At 56.3% G+C, this 14,651-nt stretch carries 15 protein-coding genes and 1 other RNA gene; 7 read left to right on the top strand and 9 right to left on the bottom strand.

Annotated features, from left to right (window positions below; all coding sequences use genetic code 11):
* The first annotated feature begins 44 nt into the window (after positions 1-44).
* From IM295_RS08900 to pnuC, 3 genes are all read left to right on the top strand, one after another.
* Positions 45-173: non-coding RNA, RtT sRNA (locus IM295_RS08900), on the top strand.
* Positions 174-364: 191 nt separating this feature from the next.
* The gene (gene nadA, locus IM295_RS08895) at positions 365-1,408 is read left to right on the top strand and encodes a quinolinate synthase NadA (protein WP_048961304.1); all 1,044 of its coding nucleotides are present in this window, start codon (positions 365-367) and stop codon (positions 1,406-1,408) included.
* A gap of 23 nt (positions 1,409-1,431) precedes the next feature.
* Positions 1,432-2,151 (top strand): nicotinamide riboside transporter PnuC, encoded by a 720-nt coding sequence (pnuC, locus tag IM295_RS08890; protein ID WP_028012391.1) that lies wholly within the window; start codon positions 1,432-1,434, stop codon positions 2,149-2,151.
* Here the strand turns inward: pnuC and zitB are convergent.
* Positions 2,148-3,083: a CDF family zinc transporter ZitB gene (zitB, locus tag IM295_RS08885; protein ID WP_028012392.1), complete on the bottom strand. Its 936-nt coding sequence runs from the start codon at positions 3,081-3,083 to the stop codon at positions 2,148-2,150. The two genes, pnuC and zitB, sit on opposite strands and share 4 nt — an antisense overlap.
* Positions 3,084-3,188: 105 nt before the next feature.
* On the bottom strand, positions 3,189-3,569 hold the full coding sequence (locus tag IM295_RS08880; protein WP_041910758.1) for a protein YbgS: 381 nt from the start codon (positions 3,567-3,569) through the stop codon (positions 3,189-3,191).
* A 303-nt stretch (positions 3,570-3,872) separates the two neighbouring features.
* Between IM295_RS08880 and aroG the strand changes: the two genes are divergently transcribed.
* Positions 3,873-4,925 (top strand): 3-deoxy-7-phosphoheptulonate synthase AroG, encoded by a 1,053-nt coding sequence (gene aroG, locus IM295_RS08875; protein ID WP_028012394.1) that lies wholly within the window; start codon positions 3,873-3,875, stop codon positions 4,923-4,925.
* Positions 4,926-4,987: 62 nt separating this feature from the next.
* Here the strand turns inward: aroG and gpmA are convergent, their stop codons facing one another.
* The 7 genes from gpmA to modE form a co-directional block, all read right to left on the bottom strand.
* On the bottom strand, positions 4,988-5,740 hold the full coding sequence (gene gpmA / locus IM295_RS08870) for a 2,3-diphosphoglycerate-dependent phosphoglycerate mutase (RefSeq protein WP_008501111.1): 753 nt from the start codon (positions 5,738-5,740) through the stop codon (positions 4,988-4,990).
* A 206-nt stretch (positions 5,741-5,946) separates the two neighbouring features.
* Positions 5,947-6,987: a galactose-1-epimerase gene (galM, locus tag IM295_RS08865; RefSeq protein WP_193066569.1), complete on the bottom strand. Its 1,041-nt coding sequence runs from the start codon at positions 6,985-6,987 to the stop codon at positions 5,947-5,949.
* Positions 6,981-8,129, bottom strand: coding sequence for a galactokinase (gene galK, locus IM295_RS08860; RefSeq protein ID WP_028012396.1), 1,149 nt, complete (start codon positions 8,127-8,129; stop codon positions 6,981-6,983). Before galK ends, galM begins: the two co-directional genes overlap by 7 nt.
* Before the next feature lie 2 nt (positions 8,130-8,131).
* A complete protein-coding gene (gene galT / locus IM295_RS08855) occupies positions 8,132-9,178 on the bottom strand; it encodes a galactose-1-phosphate uridylyltransferase (RefSeq protein WP_193066568.1) in 1,047 nt (348 codons plus the stop codon).
* A gap of 9 nt (positions 9,179-9,187) precedes the next feature.
* A complete protein-coding gene (gene galE / locus IM295_RS08850; RefSeq protein ID WP_041910754.1) occupies positions 9,188-10,204 on the bottom strand; it encodes a UDP-glucose 4-epimerase GalE in 1,017 nt (338 codons plus the stop codon).
* Positions 10,205-10,404: 200 nt separating this feature from the next.
* Positions 10,405-11,877, bottom strand: a complete 1,473-nt coding sequence (gene modF / locus IM295_RS08845) for a molybdate ABC transporter ATP-binding protein ModF (RefSeq protein WP_193066567.1) — start codon at positions 11,875-11,877, stop codon at positions 10,405-10,407.
* Positions 11,878-11,944: 67 nt separating this feature from the next.
* Positions 11,945-12,733, bottom strand: a complete 789-nt coding sequence (modE, locus tag IM295_RS08840) for a molybdenum-dependent transcriptional regulator (RefSeq protein WP_047367754.1) — start codon at positions 12,731-12,733, stop codon at positions 11,945-11,947.
* A gap of 127 nt (positions 12,734-12,860) precedes the next feature.
* Between modE and IM295_RS08835 the strand changes: the two genes are divergently transcribed.
* The 3 genes from IM295_RS08835 (at position 12,861) to modB (ending at position 14,651) form a co-directional block, all read left to right on the top strand.
* Complete coding sequence (locus IM295_RS08835) at positions 12,861-13,010, top strand: AcrZ family multidrug efflux pump-associated protein (protein ID WP_041910751.1); 150 nt, start codon at positions 12,861-12,863, stop codon at positions 13,008-13,010.
* A 178-nt stretch (positions 13,011-13,188) separates the two neighbouring features.
* On the top strand, positions 13,189-13,962 hold the full coding sequence (gene modA / locus IM295_RS08830; protein WP_045259938.1) for a molybdate ABC transporter substrate-binding protein: 774 nt from the start codon (positions 13,189-13,191) through the stop codon (positions 13,960-13,962).
* Positions 13,962-14,651: a molybdate ABC transporter permease subunit gene (modB, locus tag IM295_RS08825; protein WP_193066566.1), complete on the top strand. Its 690-nt coding sequence runs from the start codon at positions 13,962-13,964 to the stop codon at positions 14,649-14,651. The genes modA and modB overlap by 1 nt, the downstream gene beginning before the upstream one ends.

Here is a 14,651-nt window from a genome sequence, read left to right as displayed (position 1 = left end):
ATCCTGCACGACCCACCAATGTAAAAAAGCGCCCTAAAGGCGCTTTTTTGCTATCTGCGATCTGGATGATTCGAACCTGCAGCAGGTTCGAGCCGAACGTAGTGAGGCACCGGAGACGTTTACGGCGACGGCCCGAAGGGCGAGCGAAGCGAGTCATCCTGCACGACCCACCAGTGTAGAAAGGCGCCCTAAAGGCGCCTTTTTGCTATCTGCCGTACAACAAATGCTCCGCCCATCTATTCCCGGTGACTTTTCACTCCAGATTCGCTATCTTGTTTAGTATATAAAACACGATTGCCCTGCGTTTTGCTTTGTCAGGCAAAAGAAAGGCAATATTGTTAAGCCAGTAAAACGAGAAGCCATAATGAGCGTGATGTTCGATCCTGAAGCCGCAATCTATCCGTTTCCGCCAAAGCCTGTGCCATTAAGCCAGGATGAAAAACAATTCTACCGCGAGAAGATCAAACGGCTTCTCAAAGAGCGCGATGCGGTGATGGTGGCCCATTACTACACCGATCCGGAAATCCAGCAGCTGGCGGAAGAGACCGGGGGCTGTATTTCTGATTCACTGGAGATGGCCCGCTTCGGTGCAAAACATCCCGCTTCCACGCTGCTGGTTGCAGGCGTGCGTTTTATGGGCGAAACGGCAAAGATCCTCAGCCCGGAAAAAACCATTCTGATGCCGACGCTCAACGCGGAGTGTTCGCTCGATCTCGGCTGCCCGATTGACGAATTCTCCGCCTTCTGCGACGCCCATCCTGACCGGACCGTGGTTGTTTACGCCAACACCTCTGCGGCGGTAAAAGCGCGCGCAGACTGGGTGGTCACGTCGAGCATCGCCGTTGAGCTGATTGAGCATCTGGACAGCCTGGGTGAGAAAATTATCTGGGCCCCTGACCGCCATCTTGGCAATTACGTTCAGAAGCAGACCGGCGCTGACGTTCTCTGCTGGCAGGGCGCCTGCATTGTGCACGACGAATTCAAGACCCAGGCGCTGTCCCGTATGAAGGCGCTTTATCCTGACGCGGCCATTCTTGTTCACCCTGAATCACCGCAGTCGATTGTTGATATGGCCGATGCGGTTGGCTCAACCAGCCAGCTTATCAACGCGGCCAGGACGCTGCCGCACAAGCAGCTCATCGTCGCGACCGATCGCGGTATCTTCTATAAGATGCAGCAGGCCGTACCGGAGAAAGAGCTGCTGGAAGCACCAACGGCAGGTGAGGGCGCGACGTGCCGCAGCTGCGCGCATTGCCCGTGGATGGCGATGAACGGCCTGAAGGCCATTGCCGAAGGGCTCGAGACAGGCGGTGCAGCGCATGAAATTCATGTGGACGCCGCTCTGCGTGAAGGTGCGTTAATTCCGCTTAACCGCATGCTGGATTTTGCGGCTACACTACGTACTTAATTCAAAAACGCCCTGGGGAAAAGATGGATTTTTTTAGCACGCAAAACATTCTGGTTCATATACCGATTGGTGCAGGTGGCTATGACCTGTCATGGATTGAAGCCGTAGGCACGCTGGCGGGGTTGCTGTGTATCTGGCTGGCAAGCCTGGAGAAGATCAGCAACTACGCGTTCGGGCTGATTAACGTCACGCTGTTTGCGATTATCTTCTTCCAGATCCAGCTTTACGCCAGCCTGCTTTTACAGCTGTTTTTCTTCGCCGCCAATATTTACGGCTGGTACGCCTGGTCCCGGCAGAACAGCCAGCAGGAGGCGGAGCTGCAGATCCGCTGGCTGCCCTTACCGAAAGCCATCGCCTGGTTTGTCGCCTGCGTCGTCGCCATTGGTTTGATGACCGTCTACATCAACCCGGTGTTTGCGTTCCTGACCCGCGTTGCCGTTTCGGTCATGTCCGCGATTGGCCTCAACGTGACGATGCCGGAGCTTCAGCCGGATGCCTTCCCGTTCTGGGATTCCTGCATGATGGTGCTGTCGATCGCGGCGATGGTCCTGATGACCCGTAAATACGTTGAGAACTGGCTGCTGTGGGTCATCATCAACGTCATCAGCGTGGTGATTTTTGCCCTTCAGGGCGTCTATGCCATGTCGCTGGAGTATCTGCTGCTGACCTTCATTGCCCTGAACGGCAGCCGGATGTGGATCAAGAGCGCGCGTGAGCGTGGCTCACACGCGCTTTCAAGCTAGTGGTGATGATGTGAATGGTCGGGCTGCGCCTCGTTAAGGTGGCAGTCCGGCCCGCTACAGGGCTGATACTCCATCTGGATGGTGGCGTGACCTATCTCATAGTGATGTTCAAGAAAGTGCTGGATTCGTTCAAGCAGCGCGTCGTGGTCGTGGGGCGGTATGACCTGGACGTGCAGCGTCATGACCGGCTTCTCGCCTACCAGCCAGACGTGCACGTGATGAACGTTACGCACTTCCGGGACAGTACGGCGCAGGTTTCGTTTCAGCTCGTCAATGTCCATTGATGCCGGCGCCCCTTCCAGCAGTTCATTGACGCTCTCCTTCAGTAGCCGCCAGGCGCTGCGCAAGACCAGACACGATACCAGCACGGAGAGAATGGGGTCGACAGGCGTCCAGCCGGTATAGAGGATCACCAGCGCGGCGACAATCGCCCCGACTGAGCCGAGCAAATCCCCCAGCACATGCAGAGCCGCAGCGCGAACGTTGAGGTTCTTTTCCCCGCTGCCGCGATGCAAAATCCAGAACGCCAGAATATTTGCCAGCAACCCCGCCACGGCAATCACCATCATTGTCGTCCCGGCGATGGGCTGCGGGTGCCTGAAACGCTGTACGGCCTCCCAGACGATAAGAACAGTAATAACCACCAGCGCGATGGCGTTAACAAACGCGGCAAGGGTGGTCAGCCTCAGCCAGCCGAAGGTATGACGCGCGTTGGGCGGGCGGCGAGCAAACTGCACCGCCAGCAGGGCGAAAAGCAGCGCTGCGGCATCGGTCAGCATATGTCCGGCATCAGCCAGCAGCGCCAGCGAGCCGGAAACCAGGCCGCCAATGACCTCGATAACCATAAACGTGGCCGTAACGCCAAAGGCCAGCATAAGTCGTTTTGCATTGTCGTTGCCGGGAGAAGATGGGTGTGAGTGGGTGTGCGCCATGTCTGCTTTCCTGATTCGTTATTATTTTAGTGTAGCGTTTTTAACAGGTTACTCCAAAAAGAAAGGAGAGCCTGGGCTCTCCTTTCACATTTGAAGCATCAAGAATTACTGGGTTGTGCCATCAGTTTTGGTATTGGCGTCGTTACCCACTTTGTCGTTCGGATCGGGACATTTGCCGTCCTTGCACATCGAGTTCTTATGAACCTCATTCGAGCTCATGTTGTCATGATTCATGGTATCGGAAGCACTACCGTTCGGATGCAGCATGGTACCACCGGTGTTGGTATTGCCGGTATTGATCTGGCTATTATCGACATTATTCGGGGCAATATTCTGTTTCGCATCAGGCGCAACCTGGCCTGCCGCTGCTGCCGCATTGGCATCACCGTTGCTGTCTGAAGCCCCCGTTTCTGCGGCCAGGACGCTGCCGCTGGCAAGGGTGAGTGTGGCAGTCAGGAAGAGGGTAGTCAGTTTTGTCATTTTCATGATGGTGCTCCTGTTCTTGTCGTTACGCTGGATAACATTCTCCAACAGTGCATCTTTTTAGAGGCGAAAGATTCCGCCTTACGGACTTACGTCAGTAGGGAATCGCGTTTAAGCGTTTAAAAATGGTTGTTACAGTTAAAAAGCTTAGGTTAGATCTCATTTTTCGCTATTTTGTGGCGATTTTTAGGCAAATTCCAGGAATTATCTGCGTGAAGTGTAAAACCGTGTTTACACTTCCTGGTCGACAAGATAGATTGAAAGGATTGCTTTCATTACTAAAGATATGGCAGAGCTGGAAAGAAGATGAATTATCAGAACGACGATTTACGCATTAAAGAGATCAATGAGTTATTACCTCCTGTAGCACTCCTTGAGAAATTCCCCGCCACTGAAAATGCCGCAAATACGGTTTCTCATGCTCGTAAAGCGATCCACAAGATCCTGAAAGGTAATGACGATCGTCTTCTGGTGGTGATTGGCCCGTGCTCCATTCACGATCCTGCCGCTGCGAAAGAGTATGCTGCGCGTCTGCTCACCCTGCGTGAAGAGTTAAAGGATGAGCTGGAAATCGTCATGCGCGTCTATTTTGAAAAACCGCGCACGACCGTGGGCTGGAAAGGGCTGATTAACGATCCGCACATGGATAACAGCTTCCAGATCAACGACGGCCTGCGCATTGCGCGCAAGCTGCTGCTGGAGATCAACGACAGCGGCCTGCCTGCTGCCGGCGAGTTCCTGGATATGATTACGCCACAATACCTGGCAGACCTGATGAGCTGGGGTGCCATTGGTGCCCGTACCACTGAATCTCAGGTTCACCGCGAGCTGGCTTCCGGTCTCTCATGTCCGGTGGGCTTCAAAAACGGTACTGATGGCACCATCAAAGTGGCTATCGATGCCATCAACGCCGCGGGTGCGCCGCACTGCTTCCTGTCCGTGACCAAATGGGGTCACTCCGCCATCGTCAACACCAGCGGTAACGGTGATTGCCATATCATTCTGCGCGGCGGTAAAGAGCCAAACTACAGTGCAAAACACGTGGCAGAGGTGAAGGCCGGGCTGGAAAAAGCCGGGCTGCCACCGCAGGTGATGATCGACTTCAGCCACGCCAACTCCAGCAAGCAGTTCAAAAAGCAGATGGAAGTGGGGGCAGACGTCTGTCAGCAGATCGCTAACGGTGAGAAGGCGGTAATTGGGGTGATGATCGAAAGCCATCTGGTTGAAGGTAACCAGAACCTGGAAGGCAGCGAGCCGCTGGTGTATGGCAAAAGCGTCACCGATGCCTGCATTGGCTGGGACGATACCGATGCCATCCTGCGTCAGCTGGCGAATGCGGTAAAAGCGCGCCGCGGCTGAGTCCTCACGCACAAATAAAAAAGCGCGGAAGGCTCCGCGCTTTTTTTTATGTCCGGCGAAAATTACTTCGCTTTACCCTGGTTCGCGACAGCCGCTGCTTTCGCTGCGATCTCGTCCGCGTTACCCAGGTAGTAATGTTTGATTGGCTTAAAGTTTTCGTCGAACTCATATACCAGCGGTACGCCAGTTGGGATGTTCAGTTCGAGGATCTCGTCTTCGCCCATGTTGTCCAGGTATTTCACCAGCGCGCGCAGGGAGTTACCGTGAGCAGCGATGATCACGCGCTCACCGCTTTTCAGGCGTGGCAGAATGGTTTCGTTCCAGTAAGGCACAACGCGGTCGATGGTCAGCGCCAGGCTCTCGGTAGTTGGCAGCTCAGCATCGGTCAGTTTCGCGTAGCGCGGGTCGTGGCCCGGATAGCGCTCGTCATCTTTGGTCAGCTCTGGTGGAGTAACCGCGAAGCCGCGACGCCACTGTTTAACCTGCTCGTCACCGTATTTCTCAGCGGTTTCCGCTTTGTTCAGACCCTGCAGCGCACCGTAGTGACGCTCGTTCAGTTTCCAGGATTTCTCAACCGGCAGCCAGGCCTGATCCAGTTCGTCCAGCACGTTCCACAGGGTGTGGATGGCACGTTTCAGCACAGAGGTGTAAGCAAAATCAAAGCTGAAGCCTTCTTCCTTCAGCAGTTTACCTGCTGCTTTTGCTTCGCTTACGCCTTTCTCGGACAGATCAACGTCGTACCAACCGGTAAAGCGGTTTTCGTTGTTCCACTGGCTTTCGCCGTGACGCACCAGGACCAGCTTAGTAATAGCCATCTCTTACTCCTCAAGCATTTTTAGAATGATAACAATTCTCATTATATTGCTGTGGCCGTGCCAGCAGCAACGCTTAACCCTAACCATAGCGAAAATAGTCTCTGAGTGTAAGATGCTTGTGAATCCAGGGTTAGGATTTTGTCAGCGATCGGCGCTATTTTCAGCAAGACGCGCAGAAAAAAGCCCTCCGATGGGAGGGCTGGAAATCATTTCGGAATAAAATGGTATTCCGTCACGCTAATGTACTCTTCACCGGGGCGCAGCACGCAGTCCGGCTGCGGCCATTCAGGATGATTGGGGCTGTCCGGCAGGAACTCGCTCTCAAGCGCAAGTCCTTGCCAGTCGCTGTACTCATTGTGTTCGCGCGCCGTCGTGCCGCCGAGGTAGTTGCCCGAGTAGAATTGCAGGGCAGGGGCGGTGGTATACACCGTCATCTGCAGTTTCTCATCGCTGGACCAGACCTGGGCGGCAGGCTGCTTCACATCACCTTTGGCGTGCAGCAGGAACGCGTGATCGTAGCCTTTCACCTTGCGCTGATCGTCATCGCTCAGGAAATCCTGGGCGATAACTTTCGCGCTGCGGAAATCAAAGCTGGTCCCGCTCACCTCTTTCAGGCCCTGATACGGAATGCCCATCTCGTCAACCGGCAGATACGCGTCCGCCAGGATCTGCAGCTTGTGGTTACGCACGTCGCACTGGTTGCCGTCGAGATTGAAGTAGGCATGGTTAGTCAGGTTAACCGGACACGGCTTGTCGACCGTCGCACGGTATTCAATAGCGATACGGTTGTCGTCCGTCAGCGTAAAGCGCGCGGACGCGGTAAGGTTCCCCGGGAAGCCCTGATCGCCATCAAGGGAATCCAGCGAGAACAGCACTTCGCCGTCGTTTTGACGAACAATTTTCCAGCGGCGTTTATCAAACCCGTCCGGACCGCCGTGAAGCTGGTTCTCGCCCTGGCTTGGCAGCAGGGAGTACTGCACGCCGTCGAGCTCAAAACTGCTTTTCGCGATGCGGTTGGCATAGCGCCCGACGGACGCGCCCAGATAGGCAGACTGATTAACGTACTGCTCGGGTGAGGCGCAGCCCAGCAGGGTTTCGCGCACGCTGCCGTCCGGCATCGGTACGCGGGCAGAAAGCAGGGTCGCACCCCAGTCCATCAGCGTAACCACCATCCCCGCGCTGTTGCGCAGGGTTAACAGGCGATACGGCAGACCATCCGGTGCGAGGGTAGGTGTTTCGTTTAGCACTGTCCGGCTCCTTGTGATGCTTTACATACATAGAACGTTTCTTTGATGCCCGTTTGCGCTTCGTACTGCTTCGCCACGGCGTCCTGGACGGCAGGGACCAGCTCTTCCGGCACCAGCGCGACGATGCAGCCGCCAAAGCCGCCGCCCGTCATGCGCACGCCGCCTTTATCGCCAATAACCGCTTTGACGATGTCCACCAGGGTGTCGATCTGCGGCACGGTGATTTCAAAATCATCGCGCATGGAGGCGTGAGATTCTGCCATCAACTCACCCATGCGCTTCAGGTCGCCTTTCGCCAGCGCGGAGGCGGCTTCAACGGTACGGGCATTTTCGGTCAGCACGTGACGCACGCGTCTGGCGACGACAGGATCCAGCTCGTGCGCCACTTTGTTAAATTCATCGAGCGTCACGTCGCGCAGGGCAGGCTGCTGGAAAAAGCGCGCGCCGGTTTCGCACTGTTCGCGGCGGGTGTTGTACTCGCTGCCCACCAGCGTGCGTTTAAAGTTACTGTTGATAATCACGACGGCCGCGCCTTTTGGCAGGGGAACGGCTTTGGTGCCAAGCGAGCGGCAGTCGATCAGTAAAGCATGCTCTTTTTTGCCCAGCGCGGAGATCAGCTGGTCCATGATACCGCAGTTGCAGCCCACGAACTGGTTTTCCGCTTCCTGACCGTTCAGGGCAATTTGCGCCCCGTCCAGCGGCAGATGATACAGCTGCTGGAAGACGGTTCCCACGGCCACTTCGAGCGAGGCCGACGAGCTTAAGCCCGCACCCTGCGGCACGTTGCCGCTGATGACTAAATCGGCGCCGCCGAAGTTCTTGTTGCGCTTCTGCAGATGCTTCACCACGCCGCGCACGTAGTTAGACCACTGCTGGCTGTCGTGCGTCACAATCGGGGCATCAAGGGAAAACTCGTCCGTCTCATTACCGTAATCCGCCGCAATGACGCGGACTTTACGGTCGTCGCGCTTCGCACAGCTGATAACCGTCTGGTAATCAATGGCGCACGGCAGCACGAAGCCGTCGTTGTAGTCGGTGTGCTCGCCGATCAGGTTGACGCGACCAGGCGCCTGAATTACGTGGGTGGCAGGGTAGCCAAATTTCTCAGCAAACAGGGATTGTGTTTTATCTTTCAGACTCATTTTTAGACTCCTGATTCGCGATAGTGGACGTCGCTGACGGCACGCAGACGCTCTGCCGCCTGTTCCGCCGTCAGGTCACGCTGGGTTTCCGCCAGCATTTCATAGCCCACCATAAATTTACGCACCGTTGCAGAGCGCAGCAGCGGCGGATAGAAATGGGCGTGCAGCTGCCAGTGCTGATTATCTTCGCCGTTAAACGGCGCGCCGTGCCAGCCCATGGAGTACGGGAAGGAGCACTGGAACAGGTTGTCGTAACGGCTGGTCAGCTTTTTCAGCGCCAGCGCCAGGTCGTCGCGCTGCGCGTCGCTGAGATCGGTAATGCGCTGAACGTGCGCTTTCGGCAGCAGCAGCGTCTCAAACGGCCAGGCGGCCCAGTAAGGCACGACCGCCAGCCAGTGTTCGGTTTCCACTACGGTACGGCTGCCGTCGACCAGCTCGCGCTGGGTGTAGTCCACCAGCATGGGGGAGCCGTTTTCTGCGAAATAGTCCTTCTGCAGACGGTCTTCACGCTCGGCTTCGTTGGGCAGGAAGCTGTTCGCCCAGATCTGGCCGTGCGGATGCGGGTTAGAGCAGCCCATCGCCGCGCCTTTGTTTTCGAACACCTGCACCCACGGATAGCTCTGCCCCAGCTCAGCGGTTTGCGCCTGCCAGGTGCTGACCACCTCTTTCAGCGCGTCCACGCTCAGCTCCGGCAGCGTTTTGCTGTGATCGGGCGAGAAGCAGATCACGCGGCTGGTACCGCGCGCGCTTTCGCAGCGCATCAGCGGGTCGTGGCTCGCGGGGGCATCCGGGGTGTCGGTCATCAGGGCGGCAAAATCGTTGGTAAACACGAAGGTGCCTTTGTAGTCCGGGTTTTTATCCCCGGTCACGCGCGTGTTGCCCGGACAGAGGAAGCAATCCGGGTCGTGCTGCGGCAGGGTCTGTTTTGCAGGCGTCTCCTGCGCCCCCTGCCAGGGACGCTTGGCGCGATGCGGAGAGACCAAAATCCATTGCCCGCTTAGCGGGTTAAAACGACGATGCGGATGATCGACGGGATTAAACGAAGTCATGACGGATCCTTAGTCCGGATAACCCTGCGGGTGGCGTGACTGCCAGTGCCAGGTATCCTGTGCCATTTCATCAAGCGTGCGGGTGACACGCCAGTTAAGTTCTTTATCGGCTTTGGTGGCATCGGCCCAGTAAGCAGGCAGGTCGCCATCACGACGCGGAGCGAAGTGGTAGTTCACCGGCTTACCGCAGGCTTTGCTGAAGGCGTTAACCACGTCCAGCACGCTGCTGCCGACCCCGGCACCGAGGTTATAAATATGCACGCCCGGTTTGTCAGCCAGCTGCTGCATGGCTGCAACGTGGCCGTCTGCTAAATCCATCACGTGGATATAGTCACGCACGCCGGTGCCGTCTTCGGTGGGGTAGTCATTGCCAAAAATGGCCAGCGACTCGCGACGGCCTACCGCCACCTGGGCGATGTACGGCATCAGGTTGTTCGGAATGCCCTGCGGATCTTCACCCATATCGCCAGACGGATGGGCGCCGACCGGGTTGAAGTAGCGCAGCAATGCGATGCTCCACTCCGGCTGGGCTTTTTGCAGGTCGGTCAGGATCTGCTCTACCATCAGCTTGCTTTTGCCGTACGGGCTTTGCGGCGTACCGGTCGGGAAGCTTTCAACGTAAGGAATTTTTGGCTGATCGCCATAGACGGTGGCGGAGGAGCTAAAGATAAAGTTTTTGACGTTTGCCGCGCGCATGGCGGAGATCAGACGCAGGGTACCGTTGACGTTGTTGTCGTAATACTCAAGCGGTTTCGCAACGGATTCACCGACCGCTTTCAGCCCCGCGAAGTGGATCACCGCTTCGATGGCGTGGTCGTGAAGGATCTCGGTCATCAGCGCTTCGTTGCGGATGTCGCCTTCCACGAAAGTCGGCTGTTTACCGCCAAGACGTTCAATCACCGGCAGCACGCTGCGCTTACTATTGCACAGGTTGTCGAGGATGATCACGTCGTGACCATTTTGCAGCAGCTGCACACAGGTATGACTTCCGATGTAACCGCTACCACCTGTTACCAGAACTCGCATAATTCGCTCCATTGGGCCTATGGTATGTAATAACCATAGCATAACAGAGACGCGAAAAGTGTGACATGGGATAAAATAGTGGAATCGTTTACACTCGTTTTCACACTCGCTTTTTCGATGACGTAGAGCATTCTAGATCAAAGAGATAGCGATGTATTGATGCAAGTTATCTGAAAAGAGGAGGGCGGTGCCCTCCGCGGTTAATCTACGTTGCTGAGAAGGTAGCGATAACCCTCGCCGTCCGCGACAAACTCGAGGCGGTGGGTGATGCAGGAGAGGGCATCTTCGGCATGGTGTGAAACGAACAGCAGCTGCGTTTCACCTTCGCTAATCAGCACGTCCACAAAGCGGCGGACCAGCTGTCGGTTAAGCGGATCCAGCCCCTGCAGCGGCTCGTCGAGGATCAGGAGCGTAGGGTGTTTTACCAGCGCGCGAACGATCAGTGCCAGACGCTGCTGCCCCCACGACAGGCTATGAAACGGCGCGTCAGCCACCCGGTTATCCATCCCCAGAATATCCAGCCACTGCTGGGCCAGCTTGTGCTGTTTATCTGACACCGCCTGATAAATGCCGATGGAATCAAAATAGCCGGAAAGGATCACGTTGCGTACCGTGGTACTGACCCGGTAATCCAGATGCAGACTACTGCTAACGTAGCCAATGTGCTTTTTGATATCCCAGATGGTTTCGCCGCTGCCGCGACGGCGGCCAAACAGCGTTAGATCGTTGCTGTAGCCCTGCGGGTGATCGCCGGTTATCAGGCTCAGCAGCGTGGATTTCCCCGCGCCGTTGGGACCGACAATCTGCCAGTGTTCGCCAGGATTAACCGTCCAGCTGAGGTGATTCAGGATCGGTCGTTCGTCATAGGAGACTACGCCATCGCGCAGGACGATAAGCGGCTGCCGGGGATCGAGACCGTGGCGTGCTGCCGGCGCGTCGGGATCCGGCAGCGCAATGCCCGCCAGCTTTTCGCTGTGCGCAAGCTGGGCAATCAGCGCCTGTCTGAGCAGCGCGGACTTTTCTCCGGTTTCGATCAGGCTACAGTCTGCCAGCACGCCCGCGTTTTGCACGAAGTCAGGAATTTCATCAAAGCGGTTCAGCACCAGTACGATCGTATAGCCTTCCTGATTCAGAGAGTCCAGCAGGGCAGCCAGCTGGGCGCGGGAGTGGACATCCAGCCCGTCAAAGGGCTCATCCAGAATCAGCAATTCCGGCTGGCTCATGAGCGCCTGGCACAGCAGCGTTTTCCGCGTCTCGCCGGTAGAGAGGTACTTAAAGCGCCGGTTCAGCAGCGCGGAAATGCCAAACTGTTCCGCCAGATGCTGACAGCGGGCGGGATCTTTCACCTCATCCTGAATAATTTCCGCCGCCGTGCGGCCGGTATCTTCTTCGCCAGGACTGAGTAAATCGGTATTGTTGCGCTGCCACTCGTCGCTGACCAGCTTCTGCAGCTGTTCAAAGGACAGGCGCGTCAGGCGCGTGAAATCGCTCCGGCATTCGCCTTTGAGAAGGGTAAGCTCTCCGGCCAGCGCGCGGGCCAGCGCGGATTTACCGCTGCCGTTAGTGCCGACAAACGCCCAGCTTTCACCCGCGCGTATTGTCAGATCGGTAATGGTCAGCGTTCGGGTATCGCTAAGACGAAACGTACCTTGCGAAATATGCAATGATGACATGATGTATCCCATTTTTTGCAGCAATAGATATCAGGGATACGCACTGTCGTCACGATTGTCAATGCGCTCAGCACAATGTGGCGATAATCACCCGGTCCGCGTTGAAATATGCGGTGACGACAGCACCTTCTTCTAAATCGTTCGCCTCGCTGAGCGGGACCGTGGCGCAAAGCGCCTGTCCGTCTGCCAGGGGCATCAGCACTTCGCACTGCTCCTTGCCGCGTTCGATATGGCTGATGGTGCCCCGCAGCTGGTTATCAGCCGCCTTTGCTTTGTCCGGGTCGCGTGTGATATTGACCCAGGGTGCTTTCAGCAACACCAGCACCTCTTTACCTTCATCCAGGTCAAGGCGCTCTGCGCTCTGGGCCGTTATAGCCGCTTTCAGACGGGTGACACCATCGGCAAGCAGGATCTCAACATGCTGCTGTACCTGGAGATTATCGCGCGCCGTCACCGTACCAAACCACTGGTTGCGGGCGCTGGTCTGCAACGAGAAGCGGGAAATGGCGGCCAGCAAGCTGTCCAGCGGAACGTTGTCGTCGTCACTCAATACATCGAACGCTTTTTGCTGAATCTGGCCCAGGAGATCGTAGAGCTGAATCAGGCGCAGGCCGTAGCGTGTGACAACAGCACCTCCACCGCCTTTGCCCCCTGTGGCTCTGTCCACCAGCGGATGCTCGCTCAGGGTGTTCATGTCATTGATGGCATCCCAGGCGCTTTTATAGCTAATCCCGGCGTTCTTAGCGCCCTGGCTAATTGAGCCGGTTTGTTCTATCTGTTTAAGCAGGGCAATACGTCGGGGATCGGCGAAAAGCTTTTGCTGAAGTCGGAGAGTAAGAAGAATTTCGGCCTGCATAACAGTGTCCTGGCAAAAAGAATATTGTGACCCAAATGGTGCAGGGCGCAAAGGGCACCGCACAAAAGGGGATGTTTTTCTTACTTTTCAGGGTAGAATAGCCCATTCACAAAATCTGGAGAAAACCATGTTAGAGTTGTTGAAAAGTCTGGTATTCGCCGTGATCATGGTACCAGTAGTGATGGCCATCATCCTCGGTGCCATCTACGGCCTGGGTGAAGTGTTCAACATCTTTTCGAATATCGGCCACCGAGACCGTGCGAAAAAGCAGCATTAATTTCCCACAAAACGCCCGGCTTGCCCGGGCGTTTTGCTCTCAAGCTTTTCTTACTTTCGCCGATATTATTTAACGTAACACACCGTGTTACCCCTTGAGCGGTACGAATTACCGCTGGGATCTCCCTGACGATACCGTTATATTAATATATATATAACGATACTCACAGGAGTTACAGATGGCACGTTCATGGGTACGCCTTTTCGCAGGGGCAACGCTGACGCTTTCACTTACCGGACACGCGCTGGCGGACGAAGGTAAAATCACGGTCTTTGCGGCGGCGTCGTTGACCAACGCGCTGCAGGATATTGCGGCGGCGTATAAAAAAGAGAAAAACGTCGAGGTAGTCTCGTCTTTTGCCTCTTCCTCTACGCTGGCACGGCAGATAGAAGCGGGCGCTCCGGCAGATCTGTTTATCTCTGCTGACCAGAAGTGGATGGACTACGCGGTGGAGAAGAAATCGATTGATGCGGCGACCCGCGAAACGCTGCTGGGCAATAGCCTTGTTGTGGTTGCACCGAAGGCCAGCACGCAGGGTGAAATCACCATCAATAAAGAGACAAACTGGACCCGCCTGCTGAACGGTGCCCGTCTGGCGGTGGGTGACCCGGAACACGTTCCGGCCGGGATTTACGCCAAAGAAGCGCTGCAAAAGCTGGGCGCGTGGGAGACCCTGTCACCAAAACTGGCCCCGGCGGAAGATGTGCGCGGCGCGCTGGCGCTGGTGGAGCGTAACGAAGCTCCGCTGGGCATTGTGTATGGTTCCGATGCAGTTGCCAGCAAGGGCGTAAAAGTGGTTGGAACCTTCCCGGAAGACTCCCACAAGAAAGTGGAATATCCTGTGGCGATTGTTGATGGACATAAAAATGCGACCGTAACGGCCTTCCGCGATTATCTGAAGGGGCCGGAGGCGTCCGCAATCTTTAAACGTTATGGATTTACGACTCACTGATGATACTGACCGATCCTGAATGGCAGGCTGTTCTGCTGAGCCTTAAAGTCTCTTCCCTGGCGGTTGCGCTGAGTTTGCCCTTTGGGATCTTTTTTGCCTGGCTACTGGTTCGCTGTCGGTTCCCCGGCAAAGCGCTGCTCGACAGCGTCCTTCATCTTCCCCTGGTTTTACCGCCAGTGGTGGTCGGTTATCTGCTGCTGATTTCGATGGGGCGACGCGGTTTTATCGGCGAAAAGCTCTACGACTGGTTCGGAATCACCTTTGCCTTTAGCTGGCGCGGTGCGGTACTGGCGGCGGCGGTGATGTCATTCCCGCTGATGGTCAGAGCGATCCGCCTCGCGCTGGAAGGCGTGGATATGAAGCTCGAACAGGCAGCCCGCACGCTCGGTGCCGGGCGCTGGCGCGTCTTTTTTACCATCACGCTTCCGCTTACGCTGCCGGGCATCATTGTCGGGACGGTGCTGGCGTTCGCCCGCTCGCTGGGCGAGTTTGGTGCGACCATCACGTTTGTGTCGAACATTCCCGGCGAGACGCGGACCATCCCATCGGCCATGTATACCCTGATTCAGACGCCAGGGGGAGAGAGTGCCGCAGCGCGGCTGTGCATCATCTCTATCGTATTAGCCCTAGTTTCGCTGCTGGTTTCTGAATGGCTGGCACGGCTAAGCCGCGCACGGATGGGGAAATAA

This window comes from Enterobacter cloacae complex sp. P14RS, from assembly GCF_014895895.1.
Lineage (GTDB): Bacteria > Pseudomonadota > Gammaproteobacteria > Enterobacterales > Enterobacteriaceae > Enterobacter > Enterobacter bugandensis.
Note: the sequence above shows the minus strand (reverse complement) of the source record. Positions and strands in the feature narration are given on the sequence as shown.